This window comes from Luteibacter sp. (genome assembly GCF_036500425.1).
Lineage (GTDB): Bacteria > Pseudomonadota > Gammaproteobacteria > Xanthomonadales > Rhodanobacteraceae > Luteibacter.
Genome location: NZ_DASYCB010000080.1, coordinates 12,952 through 28,094, shown reverse-complemented (window position 1 = coordinate 28,094; position 15,143 = coordinate 12,952). Strand labels below are relative to the sequence as shown.

Sequence of the window (15,143 nt, the reverse complement as noted above, 5' to 3'; positions counted from 1 at the left end):
TATCCGTTTTGTGACGCATGTCACCTTCTGACGGGATCCCGACACGCCCGGGCGAAAGGCGACGCGGCACGTCAGACGATGCGTGGAATATCCGCCGTAGCTATATGTCGCGGCAGGCTTTTTTGCCGATTTCCGCTCGGCGAAAGTCAAGCCCGCTTGACAGTTTCGTAGGCCATTTCGGCACCTGTAGGCCGATCCGGCAGCAGACGCGGGATTTCACTTCCCAGGATCGTCTCAGTCCCGAACCTTGCACGTGACGGAAGTACGTCGCGCCGACACACCTTCACGGTGGACGCCAGGAGAGCTCCCATGACCACGATTCGCAGCCTTGCCCTAGCCGCCGCAGTCACGTTTGCTTTCGTCGCCGGGACGGCTCACGCCGCGACAGCGACCACCACGTTCAATGTGCGCATCACGATCACGGCGGCGTGCGATATCAGCACCACCGCACCGACCGACGTGAACTTCGGCTCGCAGCCCTCGACCACCACCAATGTGGATAACCAGGGCGCGCTCAATGTGAACTGCACGCCGAGTGCGCCCTACACGATCGCGCTGGATAACGGCCAGAACGGCACCGATGCGAACTCGCGGAAGATGAGCAATGGCACATCGCTCGTCCCGTACCAGTTGTACCGTGCCGCGGGCCGCACGGCGGCCGATATCTGGGGTAGCACTACCGGCGGCAGCGGCAACGTGTTCGCCGGTACGGGTACCGGTAGCGTGCAGACCTTGCCCGTCTTCGGCCGCGTGCCATCGACCAACTTCCCGGCCGGCAGCTATGCCGATGTGATCACCGCGACCATCACGTACTGATGACTGGCCCGCGAACGCCGTGGTTCGCTGCGCTTATCGCGTGTCTTGCGATGATCGGGGCGCCGACGGCGGTCGCCAGTGGCCTGCAGGTGTCGCCGATCGGCTTGCGTGTGGCTGCTTCGGAACAGGCGCAGGCCCTGTGGTTGACCAACACAGGTACCGACACCTTGCACGCACAGGTGCGCGTCTTCCGTTGGACACAGGCGGGTGGCAAGGATGTGTTCGAAGCAACGCGTGACCTCGTGGTAAGCCCACCCATGGTCACGATCGCACCGGGCGATCGCCAGCTGGTACGCATCATCCGCCAGGTGGCGCCACCATCGGATGGGACCGAGGCCGCCTATCGCGTCATCGTCGATGAACTACCTGTCGGTGGTGCTGACAAGGGCGGCCTGAAGTTCGTGCTTCGCTATTCAGTCCCCGTGTTCATCGCACCGGCGGGCGACCCCACCGTCAGCGCCACGCTACGAGCCAGCGTCGAGGCATCGGGGGACGGCATGGTGCTCCTCGTGCACAACAGCGGCAAGGGCCATGCGCAACTCGCCGATGTGAGCCAGCACGAGGATGGCCAGGACACCCCTCTTCTCTCCGGCCTGGTGGGCTATGCATTGCCCGGTAGCACCATGAGCTGGCCCCTGCCACCGGAGTCGCGCCGCGCCGGCGCATTACGCGCGAGGATCAACGGTGAGGCGAGCGAGTCGACCCTGGTCATGGATGCTGGCAGCCGCTAGCGTCCTCGCGCTCAAGGCCGCCACCGTGCATGCGCTGGATCACACCACCGATGCCATACCGCCGCCCAGCATGGATCCACGGGTGAGCATGTCCGGTGAAGATCTCTATCTCGAAGTGGTGCTCAACGGCACCGCGACCGAACGCCTTATGCATTTCATCCGCCGCGGCCAGGTGTTGTGTGCGAATGCCGCTGACCTGCGTGGCCTGGGCCTCGTGCTGCCACCTGGCGACGAGATGCGTTGCCTGCGCGAAATCGATGGCTTGCGCTATGGCTATGACGCGAGCCAGCAACGGGTCACGATCGACGTGCCCACCGGCCAGCTTGACCTCCCAAGGCGCATCCTGAACCAGCCGGAACGCAACGCCACGAAGGCGACGAGTGGTACCGGCCTATTGCTGAATTACGATGTTTATGCGGCTCATGGTGGCGGCCTGGGCAATGTGAGCGGCCTCGCCGAGCTGCGCGCTTTCAGCGATGACAAGGGCGTGCTGAGCAACACCTCGCTGACCCGCCGTTACCAGGAAGCCGGTGGCACGTGGCGCGGCGACACCGTGCGCCTGGATACACAGTGGCGGCTGTCGTTCCCCGAAAGCTCCACGGTGCTGACCATCGGCGATACGTTTACCGGCTACACCTCCTGGAGCCGCGCGACACGCATTGGCGGCGTGGCGCTCGGCACCGATTTCGCCCTGCAGCCGTACCGTGTCACGACACCATTGCCTCAGTTCTTTGGCCAGGCCACTGCGCCTTCCTCCGTGGATCTTTACGTGGACGGCATTCGCCAGTACACGGGCAAGGTGCCGCCGGGTCCTTTCCAGCTGACCGCGGTACCCGGTGTGGACCAGGCCGGCCAGGCGCAGGTCGTCCTCACCGATGCGCTGGGTCGTACCAGTACCGTGACCTTCCCCTTTTACGCGGCACGGCAGCTCCTTCGCGCGGGCCTCGATGACTGGTCGGTGGAGCTCGGTACCGTGCGCGAGGCGTACGGGCTCGACTCCTTCGCGTATGGCGACGATCCGGTAGGTAGCGGCACGTGGCGCCGCGGGGTCACCGACCACCTCACCCTGGAAACTCACGCTGAAGGGGGCGCCAGTCGCAGCACGGCGGGCTTTGGTGCGGTGTGGAATCCTTTCGGTGCCGGCGTGCTGAATGCCTCGTATGCTGGTTCGCGCAACGGCGGTGCGCAATACGGCGCAGGCTTTTCATGGAGTGGCCGCTTCATGAACTTCTCGATCGATACGTTGCGTAGTAACGACCGTTACCGTGACGTGGCGTCGAGCTATGGCTCACCACCGCCGCGCGCCAGCGATCGGGCGCTGGTCGGTTTCAACGTGCGCGAATCGAGTTTCGGCGCGAACTACATACGCCTGCGTTACCCCGGTCAGCCGGTCACCCGCTACGCCGGCCTGTTCGTGCTGCGCAACCTGCGCCGGGGCATCGCGGTAAACGCCAGCCTCAACCAGAACCTCGATGAACGCGCCGACCATAGCTTCTTCCTCGGTGTGACCTGGGCGCTCGACGAGCGCACCACGTACACCGCATCGGCGCAGCGTGATCGCGACCAGACCTTCGGCACGATCGACGCCAGCCGTCCTATCGATGGCGATGGCGGTTTTGGCTGGCACGCGCAAGGCCGCAGTGGCGAAGCCAGTGGCGGTCTCGGCGAGGTCGGCTGGCTGGGTAACCACGGCCAGCTGACCCTCGGCGCCAGCACGATCGGGCCTTCGTCGTATACCTACGCCGATGCGAACGGCGCGCTGGTGCTGATGGGCGGCCACGTCTTCGCGGCGCGACGCATCGATGATGCGTTTGCCCTCGTGTCCACCGAAGGTGCGCCGGATATTCCGGTGCTCCTGGAAAATCGCCGCACCGGTGTCACCGATAGTCGCGGCCTGCTGCTCGTCTCGCGCCTGAATGCCTGGCAGGACAACCGCCTCGCTATCGATCCGATCGACCTGCCAGCGGATGAGCGCGTGCAGCGTGTGGATAGCGTCGTCGCGCCAGCGGATCGCTCGGGCGTCATCGTGCGCTTCCCCGTGGTGCGGGTGCGTGCGGCACTGGCGATCCTCGTCGATGGCGAAGGTGCGCCGCTACCGCTGGGATCCGTCGTGGAAACCGGTCGCGGCGAACCGGCTATCGTCGGCTATGACGGCCAGGCCTATCTCGATAACCTCAAGGGCAGCACGCAGCTCACGGTCACCAAGCCCGATGGTTCGCGTTGCACAGCAACGCTCAGCTACCCCGCGAGCGCGCGCGATCTCCCGCAACTTGGTCCACTTCCATGCAGGCCATCGCCATGAAATGGATCGCGCTATGCCTGCTGGCGTTTGCGGCGCTCGTTGCCGCACCGCGTGCCGAGGCCACGACCACGTGCGGCATCACGAGTATCACCAACCTGGCGTTTGGTGCGGTGGACCCGACCGGCACCGCGGTCGATACGACCGCCACGATCAACTACAGCTGCACCTATAGCGGCTTCCTCGGCATCCTCTACGGCAGCTACATCACGATGTGCGTAAGCCTGGGCCAGGATGCGCTGGGTAACCTCGCGCCGCGCACCCTGGTCGATCCGCTGACCGACCTCATGCAGTACAACGTGTACAAGGACGCGAACCGCACGGCGATATGGGGGGTGGTGAACAACGTCACCTACTCGCCACTCACGGTGACCGCGTTCGTGCCGCTGCTGAATAACGGCAGCGCCGTCACCGGCAGCGTCACCGCATACGGCCGGGTGACCGCAGGCCAATCCACGCTGTCGCCGGGTTCGTACACAGGCACAATCGTCGGGGGCACGGCGGGTACCGCCGTCACTTACAGCTACAGTGAAGCGCTGCTGGCCCTGGGCACTTACCCCACCAGTTGCACGGCTGGCGGCACCGTCGCTGCCGCCACCGTGGCCGGTCCGTCGACGTCGGTAACGGCATCGGTGGCCGCGAAATGCACATTGGCGACAGCGACCGACCTGAACTTCGGCTCGGTGCCGGGCCTGCTGCGGAGTAACACCGACCAGACCTCGCTGGTGCGTGCCACCTGCACCAACCGCGCGGCCTATCAGATCGGTCTGGATAACGGGCAGAACGCCTCGGGCAGCGTCCGTCGCATGGCGGGCGGGGGGCGTTTCGTCACCTACGAACTCTATCGCGATACCCAGCGGACCCTGCGCTGGGGCACGGCGCTGAACACCGACACGATGACCGGCACCGGCAGTGGTGCGGAACAAACCCTGACCGTCTATGGGCGCGTGCCGATCCAGGCCGCGGCCGTCGCGGGCACCTACAGCGATATCGTGACCATCACGGTCACGTACTAATCGTCGTCGTGCGACCAGCCGCCGCGACGCGGCTTACCACCGCCGGGTTTCGACCCGGTCTTGCGGCGCAGGCGCGCTTCCATCGTCGCCGCCTGCTCTTCGCGTTCTTCATGCAGCTTGAGGAAGTTGCGCCAGCGCTGCGGTGAGAGCTCCCCCGATTCGAGCGCGGCCTGCACCGCGCAGCCGGGTTCCTTGCCGTGGCCGCAATTGGTGAAGCGACACTGGGCGACAAGCGCCTCGATATCGGCGAAGAGGTCGAGGTTTTCCTCGCCGGTCAGCTTCAGCTCGCGCATGCCCGGCGTGTCGATGAGGCAGCCGCCGGTGGGCAGGCTTAGCAGCGCGCGATGCGTCGTGGTATGCCGGCCACGGCTGTCGTGTGAGCGCACGGCGCTCGTCGCCATCCGCTCCTCACCCAGCAGCGTATTGGTGAGTGTCGATTTGCCCGCACCCGAGGAACCGACCAGCACCGCGCTCATGCCAGGGCCGAGGTACGGCGCCAGCAGGGCCACGGTCGAAGGATCCTTGCCGTTGATCGCGTGCACTTCCGCATCGGCCGGCAAGCGCGCACGCAAGGCGGCCACGGAGGCCTCCACGTCAACGCCGGTATCGGCCTTGCTCAGCAGTACGACCGATTTCGCGCCCGAACCTTCGACCAGGGTCAGGTAACGCTCGATGCGCGAGGGATTGAAGTCGCCGTCCAGGCCCGTCAGCACCAGCACGTAGTCAATGTTCGCGGCGATCACCTGGCGCTCGTAGCGCTCGCCGGCGGCGGCGCGGGTCAGCGTGGAGCGGCGCGGGAGGATCTCCTCGATGACCGGATGGCTCGCATGGCTAAGCAGGACGAAGTCGCCCACGGCGGGGCGCAGGACCGGGTCCAGGCCGCGCTTGAGGAACTGGCCGGCAGGCTGGGCGTTGAACGCCGTGGCGCCGTCGTGCACCTCGTAGCCGGCACGATGCTGCACCACCACGCGCGCCAGGCGGCGTGGGTCGTTGGGCAGCGCATTATCGCGCCAGCCGATATGGCGCAGTCGCGCCAGGCCTTCAGGGTCGGTCATGGCCGCGATTATGCCCGCTCTACGCCCGAAGTCAGCCTCGCCGGGCCATCCTGACGCTGTTAGGATCGGGTGACGACCGCTGGGAACAGGCCTGGCGGGCCACACGGGAAGTTGCAGAACGTGTCCTCGATCAAGCCCAGCGCCCACCTTGCGGAAGTGCGCTACGAAATCCGCGGCGCCCTCACCCGGCGTGCGCGCGAGATGGAAGCGGCCGGCAAGCCGATCATCAAGCTCAATATCGGCAACCCTGGCCGTTATGGCTTCACTACACCGGCGCACCTGCGCGAGGCCATTGCCGGTCATTTGGGTGATAGCGAAGCCTACGGCCACGAGCAAGGCCTGGAAGAGGCCCGTGAAGCCATCGTGGCGCAACAGCTAGCCCGTGGCGCGCAAGGCGTGGATGTCGAGCATGTGTTCATCGGCAACGGCGTCAGCGAGCTGATCGATATCTCGCTGCGTGCGCTGCTGCAGCCCGGCGATGAAGTGTTGTTGCCCAGCCCCGATTACCCGCTGTGGAGTGCCGCCACCATCCTCAACGATGGCAGCCCGCGCTATTACCGCTGCCTGGCGGAGAACGACCACCTGCCCGATCCCGATGAGATCGATGCCCTGGTCGGCCCGCGCACGCGCGCCCTGGTGCTGATCAACCCGAACAACCCGACCGGCGCGGTCTATCCCAAAGCCTTGCTCGAACGCATCGTGGAGGTCGCCCGCCGGCATAACCTGCTGCTGCTCTGCGACGAGATCTACGACGAGATCCTGTACGACGGCACGCCGTTCCAGCCGCTGGCCGCGGTCGCCGGCGACCATCCGTGCGTCAGCTTCGGCGGCCTGTCGAAGGTGCACCGCGCCTGCGGTTATCGCGTGGGCTGGATGAGCCTTTCGGGCAACAAGGCACGCGTCGCCGAATACCGCGACGCGCTGCAGCTGCTGGCGGCATTGCGCCTGTGCGCGAACGTCACCGCGCAGTGGGCCGTGCGCCCCGCCCTGCTCGACAAGCCCACCATCGGCGAGCTCACCGCACCGGGTGGCCGCCTGCACGAGGCACGCCGGATCATCCTCGACAACGTCGCCGCCAGCCCGTACCTCGATGTGGTCGCACCGGGGGGTGCCATCTACGCGTTCCCCTGGATCCGCGCGGATGCGATCGCGCATTTCGACGACACTGCGTTCGCGTTGCGCCTGCTCGAGGAAGAGGAAGTGCTCGTGGTGCCCGGTACCAGCTTCAACCTGCACGCCAGCCGCCACCTACGCCTGACCTTGCTGCCTGAACCTGCGCAACTGGCCGAGGTATTCGCGCGCATGGATCGCGTGCTCGCGCGCATGGCCGCGGAAGACCGCCCTGCCGCGAGCGCGGTCGCCTGATGCCGGCACCGGCGTTCCTCGCCCTGGGCGATTCGTACACGATCGGCGAGGGTGTGCCCGAGGCGGGGCGTTGGCCCATGCAACTCGTCGCACGGTTGCATGCCGTCCAGGTAGACGTGCAGGCGCCGCGCATCATTGCCACCACCGGCTGGACCACCGACGAACTTTCCGCCGCGATGGATGCTGCGGGACTCAAACCCGGGTACGGGCTAGTGACGCTGCTGATCGGCGTGAATAACCAGTATCGCGGACGCTCGCAAGCGGAATACCGTGAGCAGTTCCTCGCCTTGCTTGAACGCGCTATCTCCCTGGCCGGCGATGCGCGCCGCGTCGTCGTCGTTTCCATCCCGGACTGGGGCGTCACCCGGTTCGCCGAAGGACGCGACCGTGCGGCCATCGCGCACGAGATCGATGCATTCAATGCCATTGCCCACGATGAAACCCACCGCGCCTTCGCCCGCTGGGTCGATGTCACCGGCATCTCGCGCAGGGCTGGCGATACGGAAGGCATGCTGGTCGACGACGGCCTGCACCCTTCAGCCGCGCAGTATGCCTTGTGGACCGAAGCCATCCTGCCAGCAGCAAAAGCGGCCATCGCGGAACTGTAGAAGCGCGCTTGCGCGCGATGGGTGCTTGCGATAACCCCGGATCGCGCGCAAGCGCGCTCCTACAGAGGCGTTTCGCGGAAACATCCCTGAAACACGAGCGCCATCCGCTGGTTACAGCACGGCCCGAGACTGGTGACCCGGGAAAACCCCGGAATCGCCACCATGGCCAAGCTCACCTGTCGCAGCGCCTTCATCTCCGACGTGCATCTCGGCACGCCGGACTGCAAGGCTGCTTACCTCCTCGATTTCCTCCGCAGCGTGGATTGCGAGCGGCTTTACCTCGTCGGCGACATCGTCGACCTGGAAGCGCTCGCGAAGCGCCACTGGTGGCACCCCGACCATAGCGCCGTCATTGCCGAGCTGATCGCCATGGCGGCCCGCGGGGTGGAGGTGATCTACATCCCCGGCAACCACGACTACCAGATGCGCGGCCTGGCGGGCTCCACCATCGCTGGCATCCGCGTTGAGCTGGATGCCCTGCATGAAGGCGCGGACGGCCGCCGCTACCGGGTCAGCCACGGCGACGAATTCGATCCCGACCATATCGGCAAGCGCTGGCTTACCGTGCTCGGCGATGCGATGCACCGGATGATCTGCTGGGCCAACCGGCGCATGCACTCGGTGCGTCGGCGGATGGAACTGCCCTATGTGCCGCTATCGATCATCATCAAATCGCACGTGGGCATGGCCATGAGCTACATCCGCGGCTACGAACAGCGCGTGGCAGCCGATGCGGCGGAGCGCGGGCTGGATGGGCACATCTGCGGCCACATCCATTTCGGCCATATGCGGCCGATCAACGGGATCCTGTACCTGAACGATGGTGACTGGGTGGAGCATTGCACCGCCCTGGTCGAGGACTTCAGCGGCGCGATGGAGCTGGTCCACTGGACCGAGCGCTACACCCCGCTAGGTCGCGCGAGCCGTGAGACGGTCCTGCCCTCGCCGGAGGCGGTGCTGGCCTTCGCCCCGCTGGCCGACTGCCGCAACGACCTTTCCGACCTCACCTCGATGGAACCGTCCCTGGTGGGTTGATTTCACTTTGATAGCGCCCATCTGCGAAGGATGCCGGTAAAATGGCCCCTTTCCCTTTGCGGTGAACCTCTCCATGGCTCTTGATACCCCCACCCGCGAGCGCATCGAAGCCCTCCTCGCCCAGCACGACGTCGTGCTGTTCATGAAGGGTACGCGCCAGCAGCCGATGTGCGGCTTCTCCGCCGCGGCTACCAACACGCTGAACGACGTGGTCGAGACGTACCACACGGTCAATGTGCTGGAAGACCCGGAGATCCGCGAGGGCATCAAGGAATATGGCCAGTGGCCCACCATTCCGCAGTTGTATGTGAAGGGTGAGCTCGTTGGCGGTTCCGACATCATCCGCCAGATGTACACCAGCGGTGAGCTCTACACGATGTTCGGCGGTAGCGCCCCGGACCGCACGCCGCCGGAAATCACCATCACCGAGAAGGCCGCTGAAGCCATCCGCGGTGGCATGGCCAATGCCCAGGGCATGGCGCTGCACCTCGAGATCGGCCCGGACCACAGCGCCGGCTTCCAGCTTACGCCGGCCGGCGACCACGACATCGTCACGGTCGCCAACGGTATCGAAGTGCATTTCGATCCGGGCAGCGCCCAGCGCGCCAAGGGCATCGTCATCGATTGGGTCAGCACCGTGCAGGGCGAAGGCCTCAGCCTGAAGTTCCCGGGCGCCGTGGAGATCACCTCGATCACCGTGCACCAGTTGAAGGATCGCCTGGCCGCTGGCGATATCCTTCTCGTCGACGTCCGCCCGGCCCACGGCCGCGCCATGGCCGCACCGCTCGCTGGCGCGCGCATCCTCGAAGATGAAGGCTACGAAGCCCTGGCCTCGCTGCCGAAGGACACTGCCATCGCCTTCATCTGCCACCACGGCATCTCCAGCCGCGCCGCCGCCGATCGCTTCGCTGCCCACGGCTTCACGAACCTGTTCAACGTCGAAGGCGGCATGGATGCATGGGCCCGCGAGGTCGACCCGACCGTCCCGCTGTACTGATTGCATCGCGTAATGAAGAAAAAGGGCGCCCAACGGCGCCCCTTTTTTTGCCCATTGTCGGGGTGCTACGTCTCGTTGCGTGGCGCACGAGCCGGTATGCGGAAGTCCCGCGCTCTGTGGACGCGCTTGCTCATGCGCATGCATGCGCATAGACTTCGCCTACGACCCGTCCCCGGAGCCGCCCCATGGCCATCGCGATTTACGACCTGTGCGCCCCGAAGCGTGCCTTGAACCTGTCGCTTAACGTCGATCTGGTCGCGCAGGCGCGCGAACTGACGCCGAATCTCTCTGCCCAGGTCGAGGCCCTGTTGGCGGCCTTCGTGGCCGAAAAGAAGGGTGTCCTCGAACAGAACCGGCGCGAGCTTCAGCGCGCCGCCGAAGGTTGGAACACCTTCGTGCAGGAACACGGCTCCTTCGCAGATGAGTTCTCGACGCTCTGATGGCGCAATTCGACGTACACCCGAATCCTGGCAGGCTGAAAGGGGTTATCCCTTTCGTCGTCGTCATTCAGTCGGCCGTATTCGATAACTCAGATCGACGTGTCGTTGCGCCATTGATCCTTGCAAAGGAGTTCGGGCGCGTTGAGAGCAAACGGTTCAACCCTAAATTTACGATCAACGGAACTGAGGTCGTTCTTCAGCCTCTTGAAGTCGTCTCTGTGCCAAGGGGTCTACTCGGCCGTCCTGTTGAGAACATGAAGTCGGATGGACAACTAATCATCGATGCGCTCGATGAACTTTACTCGCAGGCGTACGGGTAGTTCCCACACTGATTCCATCGCGTACCGAGAGCGGTGGGTAGTACTCACGGCAAGACCCATCGCGCGCAAGCGCGCTCCTACAACAGCAGGGCTAGCAGGGTGGCGGCTTCGGTCATTTCTACCAGGGCGCCGGCGGTGTCGCCGGTGAAGCCGTGGATGCGTTTTAGCGTGGCGCGGCGCCAGAGGTAGCCGGTGATAAGAGCGGCGGCTAGTGCTTTGAGGCCGGTGGTGCCGAAGGCTAGGGGCGTGGCGATCGTCAGGATCAGGGCGATGCGGCAGCCGAGGGCGGGGGCGCCGCGTAGGGGGGCGCCGAGGCCGTTTTCGCGGACGTAGGGGGTGGTCAGGAAGAGGGCTACCAGGGAGCCTCTGGCTAACAGGGGTGGGAGGATGAGGGGCCAGGGGAAGGGGGCGCTTCGGTTGATCGCGAGCAAGCTCGCTCCTACAAGAGCCGATAGCGTCGTGAACTTGAGGAGAGTGACCAGGATCAGGGACATCACGCCGGCGGGGCCGCAGCGGGGGTCTTTCATGATCTGCAGGGTGCGTTCGCGGTCGCCCATGCCGCCGATCCAGGCGTCGGCGCTGTCGGCCAGGCCGTCGAGGTGGAGCGCGCCGGTGACGATGACCCAGAGTGCGACCATCACCGCGGCGGCGGGCAGCGACGGCATGTGCTGCAGGCACCATGCCGCGAGTACGAAGATGGCGCCCAGTACGAGGCCGACGAACGGGTACCACTTCAGCGAGGCGGCCTGCGCCTGTACGTCCCACGCCACCTTGGGCATGGGAAGCCGGGTGAGAAAGCCGAAGGCAATGGCCAGACCGCGCATTACGTGTTCCAGGTGATGGCGTGCAACGAGGCGTGCGGCACGTCGATGCCTGCCATGTCGCCGAAGGGACGGTGTTCCGCCGCGCAACGTAACAGGCGAATGGCACCACCGTGGGTGATGACGAGGACGCGCGCATCCCGCGCCTCGCCAGCCGCCTGATCCATGCCCGCGGCGAGACGCGCGTGGAATGCGTCGAACGTTTCGGCGCCCGGCGGCGGATTCGCCACCGGATCGGACCAGAAGCGGCCAAGCGCATCGCCCTGCTCTTCCGCCAGCGTCTCGATGGGTACGCCCTGCCAGTCACCAAAATGATATTCGGCGAGACGCGCATCGAGGCGCAGCGGCAGCCCGCGCGCGCCGGCCAGTTCCTCGGCGAAGCGCGCGCAGCGGGCCATCGACGAAGACACGATGCGATCCCATACCTGCCCTTCCACGGCCGCGCGCAACTGCGCCCAACCGAGTTCGGTCAGCGAATCATCGAGCTGGCCGCGGTAGCTGCGTTGCCCGGTATCACCATGGCGAAGCAAGTCGATACTCATGCTTCCGAGACACCGGCTTCGGCGAATGTCGCCATCGAGCCGTGCAGCGTGCAGGCCATGCGCAGCAGTGGCACGGCGACCGCGGCACCACTCGCCTCACCAAGGCGCATGTGCAGGTCGAGCAGTGGCTCGGCCTGCAGGGCGTCGAGCACGCGGCCATGGCCGCGTTCATGGGAACGGTGGGCGAAGATCATCCACGGGCGGGCGTCTGGACGCATCGCGACGGCGGCGAGCGCAGCGGTGCTGGTGATGAAGCCATCGACCAGCACGGGCATGCCGCACTGCGCCGCGGCGACGTAGGCACCCACGAGCGCGGCGATTTCAAAGCCACCGAGGCAGCGCAACTTTTCGCGCACGGAATCGGCGCCGGCGTGCGTGCGCAGCGCGTCACCGATCACGACGACCTTGTGTGCGACGCCTTGCTTATCCAGTCCGGTACCGGGGCCGGCCAGGATCTCCGGTTTCTCGCCGAGCAACGCACATGCCAGCGCACTCGCCGCCGTGGTGTTGCCGATGCCCATGTCGCCGCCAATAAAAAGCTCCGCGCCATCCGCCGAAGCACGCGCGACGCTGCGCACGCCGGCATTGAGCGCGGCATCCAGTTCGTCGTCGGCCATCGCAGGCACGTGGCGGAAGTTCGCCGTGGACGAAGCGATCACTTCACGGCGCACCCCTTCGATCTCGCCCGGATCGTTGACCGTACCGAGGTTCACCACATCGAGGTTGGCACCAAGCTCGCGTGCCAGCACGGCGATGGCCGCGCCGCCACTCGCGAAGTTGCGTAGCATTTCGCCGGTCACGGCCTGCGGGAATGCCGAGATGCCTTCAGCGGCGACGCCATGATCACCCGCAAACACCGCGATGTGCACCTTGTCGACACGCGGACGCTTGCGCGATTGTAGCGACGCCAGCTGGATCGCCAACGCCTCGAGCCGGCCGAGCGAGCCCGGCGGTTTGGTCAACGTATCCTGGCGTTCAGCTGCTGCGGCGGCAGCCGCATGGTCGGGTACGCGGCTGGGTACCGACATCCAATGCTTCATGGCAAGGTTCCTTTCATCACGAGGGGTAGCCCGGCCGCCACGAACACCACGCGTTCGCAGGTGGCTGCAAGGGATTGATGCAGGCGTCCGGCTTCATCGACGAAGCGACGCGTGAGTTCGCCCAACGGCGTGATGCCGAGGCCGACTTCATTGCTGACGATAACGAGATCGTGCTGCAACCCGCTTACGGTATCCAGAAGCGCGGTGCGCTCGGCTTCGAAATGCGTGCCGTCATCGATACCCAACGCGTTAGATAGCCACAGGGTCAGGCAATCGACGAGCAACAGTCGGTCGGGAGCGGCGTACGCACGCAGGGTCGCGGCGAGCGCAAGCGGCTCTTCCACGCAAAGCCATGCCTGCGGACGACGCGCACGGTGGTGCGCGATCCGTTCGGCCATCTCGCCATCCAGCGCTTGCGCGGTGGCGATGTACATAACGCCCTTGCGGCTGTCGCTGGCCAGCCGTTCCGCCAGCGCGCTCTTGCCCGAGCGCGCGCCACCAAGGATCAGGGTTCTCATTCGCTTAGTCCAAACCAGGTGGCCAGTCGGCGGGTATCCATATGGGCGTCGATGGTGTCCGCCAGGCGGTCGATCGAGGCGTCGCGCAAGGCATCGATGTCGAGGGGTGCGGCGTCGTGCAGACCCACCCGCCTCAGCAGTGCCGCCAAGGCTTCAGGATGATCGAACAAGCCGTGCAGGTAACTACCCATCACAAGCCCATCCGACGATATCGCCCCATCGTCGTAGGAGCCCACCCTGTGGGCGATATCTTTGGGTCCGTGTGTTGCAGGGAATACGGTCGGGTCGCATGGGGTGGTCGCGCCCAAGGTCGCTCCTACCACTGTAGCGAGGGGACTTTGCAAGGCGGGGCCGGTGGAGATACCGCAGTGGATTTCGTAGCCAGTCACGGGGGTTTGGTGGTCTGCCAGTGTGCCGGTGACGCGGCGTAGCTGCTTCTGCGTTGTCATCACGGTTTCCATCTCGAGCAGGCCAAGGCCTTCGCTAGAACCGGGCTCGCCTTCGATGCCTTCGGGGTCGTGCACGGCATAGCCAAGCATTTGGAAGCCACCGCAAATGCCGATGACATGCCCACCGTAGCGGACGTGACGCAGGATCGCCTTGTCCCAGCCGCGCTCACGCAGCCATGCAAGGTCGGCGCGAGTCGATTTAGAGCCCGGCAGTACGATGAGATCACAAGCGGGAAACGCGTCGCCGGGACCCACGAAGAAACAATCCACCTCAGGATGCGCGCGCAGCGCGTCGAAATCGTTGTGGTTGCTGATACGCGGGAAGGCCGGTACAGCCACGCGCAGGCGAGCCCCCGCTCGCGCCTCGCGCAAATGGGGCAAGGCATCCTCAGCCTCCAGGGTCAGCCCGTGCAGGTAAGGCAGCACGCCGAGCACGGGCTTACCCGTTTCACGCTCCAGCCAGTCAAGACCCGGCTGGAGCAACGTGAGGTCACCACGGAAGCGGTTGATCACGAATCCCACGATGCGGTCGCGCTCACTCTGCGAAAGGACCGCCAACGTGCCTACCAGATGGGCGAACACGCCGCCGCGGTCGATATCCGCGACGAGGATGACCGGGCAATCCACGGCCTCGGCGTAGCCCATGTTCGCGATGTCGCGATCACGCAGGTTCACCTCGGCGGGGCTGCCAGCCCCTTCCACCACGATGGCATCGTAGGTCTCTGCGAGACGGGCGTGCGACGCGAGCACCGCGTCCATCGCGACGCGTTTATAGGCGTGATAACCCACCGCATCCATATTCCCCACCGGATGCCCATGCACGATCACCTGTGCACCGATATCGCTGTTCGGTTTGAGCAGCACAGGGTTGAAGTCGGTATGCGGCGGCACACCTGCGGCCTGCGCCTGCACCGCCTGCGCGCGGCCGATCTCGCCACCATCCACGGTGACCGCGGCATTCAGCGCCATGTTCTGCGGTTTGAACGGTGCGACGCGTACGTCGCGGCGATGCAGCCATCGGCACAACGCGGCCACGACCGTACTCTTGCCGGCATCGGAGGTGCATCCTTGCACCATCAGCACACGGGCGG

Annotated in this window: 15 protein-coding genes and 1 pseudogene; 10 read left to right on the top strand and 6 right to left on the bottom strand. The window is 65.5% G+C overall.

Features of this window, described 5'->3' with window-relative positions; translation table 11 throughout:
* Positions 1-309: 309 nt before the first annotated feature.
* From VGN46_RS19375 to VGN46_RS19360, 4 genes are read left to right on the top strand one after another with little or no spacing between them, the layout of a single operon-like run.
* A complete protein-coding gene (locus VGN46_RS19375) occupies positions 310-816 on the top strand; it encodes a spore coat U domain-containing protein (RefSeq protein ID WP_331646285.1) in 507 nt (168 codons plus the stop codon).
* Positions 816-1,547 (top strand): molecular chaperone, encoded by a 732-nt coding sequence (locus tag VGN46_RS19370; protein ID WP_331646282.1) that lies wholly within the window; start codon positions 816-818, stop codon positions 1,545-1,547. The genes VGN46_RS19375 and VGN46_RS19370 overlap by 1 nt, the downstream gene beginning before the upstream one ends.
* Positions 1,531-3,849, top strand: coding sequence for a fimbria/pilus outer membrane usher protein (locus tag VGN46_RS19365; RefSeq protein WP_331646280.1), 2,319 nt, complete (start codon positions 1,531-1,533; stop codon positions 3,847-3,849). Before VGN46_RS19370 ends, VGN46_RS19365 begins: the two co-directional genes overlap by 17 nt.
* Positions 3,846-4,862 (top strand): spore coat protein U domain-containing protein, encoded by a 1,017-nt coding sequence (locus tag VGN46_RS19360; protein ID WP_331646278.1) that lies wholly within the window; start codon positions 3,846-3,848, stop codon positions 4,860-4,862. Before VGN46_RS19365 ends, VGN46_RS19360 begins: the two co-directional genes overlap by 4 nt.
* On the opposite strand, the gene rsgA is transcribed toward VGN46_RS19360, so the two are convergent.
* Positions 4,859-5,917 carry a ribosome small subunit-dependent GTPase A gene (rsgA, locus tag VGN46_RS19355; protein ID WP_331646276.1) on the bottom strand — a complete coding sequence of 353 codons (1,059 nt, stop codon included), beginning with the start codon at positions 5,915-5,917 and terminating at the stop codon, positions 4,859-4,861. The two genes, VGN46_RS19360 and rsgA, sit on opposite strands and share 4 nt — an antisense overlap.
* 120 nt (positions 5,918-6,037) lie before the next feature.
* Here rsgA and VGN46_RS19350 point away from each other — a divergent pair, with 120 nt between their 5' ends.
* The 6 genes from VGN46_RS19350 (at position 6,038) to VGN46_RS19325 (ending at position 10,682) form a co-directional block, all read left to right on the top strand.
* Entirely contained in the window at positions 6,038-7,282 is a 1,245-nt protein-coding gene (locus VGN46_RS19350; RefSeq protein WP_331646274.1) for an aminotransferase class I/II-fold pyridoxal phosphate-dependent enzyme, read from the top strand.
* Entirely contained in the window at positions 7,282-7,890 is a 609-nt protein-coding gene (locus VGN46_RS19345; RefSeq protein WP_331646272.1) for an SGNH/GDSL hydrolase family protein, read from the top strand. Before VGN46_RS19350 ends, VGN46_RS19345 begins: the two co-directional genes overlap by 1 nt.
* A gap of 162 nt (positions 7,891-8,052) precedes the next feature.
* On the top strand, positions 8,053-8,925 hold the full coding sequence (locus VGN46_RS19340) for a UDP-2,3-diacylglucosamine diphosphatase (protein WP_331646271.1): 873 nt from the start codon (positions 8,053-8,055) through the stop codon (positions 8,923-8,925).
* A gap of 73 nt (positions 8,926-8,998) precedes the next feature.
* Complete coding sequence (gene grxD / locus VGN46_RS19335) at positions 8,999-9,922, top strand: Grx4 family monothiol glutaredoxin (protein ID WP_331646269.1); 924 nt, start codon at positions 8,999-9,001, stop codon at positions 9,920-9,922.
* Positions 9,923-10,107: 185 nt separating this feature from the next.
* Positions 10,108-10,362 carry a type II toxin-antitoxin system CcdA family antitoxin gene (locus VGN46_RS19330; protein WP_331646267.1) on the top strand — a complete coding sequence of 85 codons (255 nt, stop codon included), beginning with the start codon at positions 10,108-10,110 and terminating at the stop codon, positions 10,360-10,362.
* Complete coding sequence (locus tag VGN46_RS19325; protein ID WP_331646265.1) at positions 10,362-10,682, top strand: CcdB family protein; 321 nt, start codon at positions 10,362-10,364, stop codon at positions 10,680-10,682. Before VGN46_RS19330 ends, VGN46_RS19325 begins: the two co-directional genes overlap by 1 nt.
* Before the next feature lie 77 nt (positions 10,683-10,759).
* On the opposite strand, the gene VGN46_RS19320 is transcribed toward VGN46_RS19325, so the two are convergent.
* The 5 genes and pseudogenes from VGN46_RS19320 to VGN46_RS19300 form a co-directional block, all read right to left on the bottom strand.
* Entirely contained in the window at positions 10,760-11,506 is a 747-nt protein-coding gene (locus tag VGN46_RS19320) for an adenosylcobinamide-GDP ribazoletransferase (RefSeq protein WP_331646263.1), read from the bottom strand.
* On the bottom strand, positions 11,506-12,045 hold the full coding sequence (locus VGN46_RS19315; RefSeq protein WP_331646260.1) for a histidine phosphatase family protein: 540 nt from the start codon (positions 12,043-12,045) through the stop codon (positions 11,506-11,508). The genes VGN46_RS19320 and VGN46_RS19315 overlap by 1 nt, the downstream gene beginning before the upstream one ends.
* The gene (gene cobT, locus VGN46_RS19310) at positions 12,042-13,085 is read right to left on the bottom strand and encodes a nicotinate-nucleotide--dimethylbenzimidazole phosphoribosyltransferase (protein ID WP_331646258.1); all 1,044 of its coding nucleotides are present in this window, start codon (positions 13,083-13,085) and stop codon (positions 12,042-12,044) included. Before cobT ends, VGN46_RS19315 begins: the two co-directional genes overlap by 4 nt.
* Positions 13,082-13,603: a bifunctional adenosylcobinamide kinase/adenosylcobinamide-phosphate guanylyltransferase gene (gene cobU / locus VGN46_RS19305; RefSeq protein WP_331646256.1), complete on the bottom strand. Its 522-nt coding sequence runs from the start codon at positions 13,601-13,603 to the stop codon at positions 13,082-13,084. The genes cobT and cobU overlap by 4 nt, the downstream gene beginning before the upstream one ends.
* Before the next feature lie 77 nt (positions 13,604-13,680).
* Positions 13,681-15,129, bottom strand: a pseudogene (locus VGN46_RS19300) (cobyric acid synthase); the annotation flags it as partial.
* Between the last annotated feature and the right edge of the window lie 14 nt (positions 15,130-15,143).

Bases quoted from the DNA above. Each gene is read 5' to 3' on its own strand.
- VGN46_RS19370 (WP_331646282.1), top strand. From the start codon at position 816: ATGACTGGCCCGCGAACGCCGTGGTTCGCTGCGCTTATCGCGTGTCTT.
- VGN46_RS19365 (WP_331646280.1), top strand. From the start codon at position 1,531: ATGCTGGCAGCCGCTAGCGTCCTCGCGCTCAAGGCCGCCACCGTGCAT.
- rsgA (WP_331646276.1), bottom strand. From the start codon at position 5,917: ATGACCGACCCTGAAGGCCTGGCGCGACTGCGCCATATCGGCTGGCGC.
- VGN46_RS19340 (WP_331646271.1), top strand. From the start codon at position 8,053: ATGGCCAAGCTCACCTGTCGCAGCGCCTTCATCTCCGACGTGCATCTC.
- VGN46_RS19315 (WP_331646260.1), bottom strand. From the start codon at position 12,045: ATGAGTATCGACTTGCTTCGCCATGGTGATACCGGGCAACGCAGCTAC.
- cobT (WP_331646258.1), bottom strand. From the start codon at position 13,085: ATGAAGCATTGGATGTCGGTACCCAGCCGCGTACCCGACCATGCGGCT.
- VGN46_RS19375 (WP_331646285.1), top strand. From the start codon at position 310: ATGACCACGATTCGCAGCCTTGCCCTAGCCGCCGCAGTCACGTTTGCT.
- VGN46_RS19360 (WP_331646278.1), top strand. From the start codon at position 3,846: ATGAAATGGATCGCGCTATGCCTGCTGGCGTTTGCGGCGCTCGTTGCC.
- grxD (WP_331646269.1), top strand. From the start codon at position 8,999: ATGGCTCTTGATACCCCCACCCGCGAGCGCATCGAAGCCCTCCTCGCC.
- VGN46_RS19330 (WP_331646267.1), top strand. From the start codon at position 10,108: ATGGCCATCGCGATTTACGACCTGTGCGCCCCGAAGCGTGCCTTGAAC.
- VGN46_RS19320 (WP_331646263.1), bottom strand. From the start codon at position 11,506: ATGCGCGGTCTGGCCATTGCCTTCGGCTTTCTCACCCGGCTTCCCATG.
- VGN46_RS19325 (WP_331646265.1), top strand. From the start codon at position 10,362: ATGGCGCAATTCGACGTACACCCGAATCCTGGCAGGCTGAAAGGGGTT.
- cobU (WP_331646256.1), bottom strand. From the start codon at position 13,603: ATGAGAACCCTGATCCTTGGTGGCGCGCGCTCGGGCAAGAGCGCGCTG.
- VGN46_RS19345 (WP_331646272.1), top strand. From the start codon at position 7,282: ATGCCGGCACCGGCGTTCCTCGCCCTGGGCGATTCGTACACGATCGGC.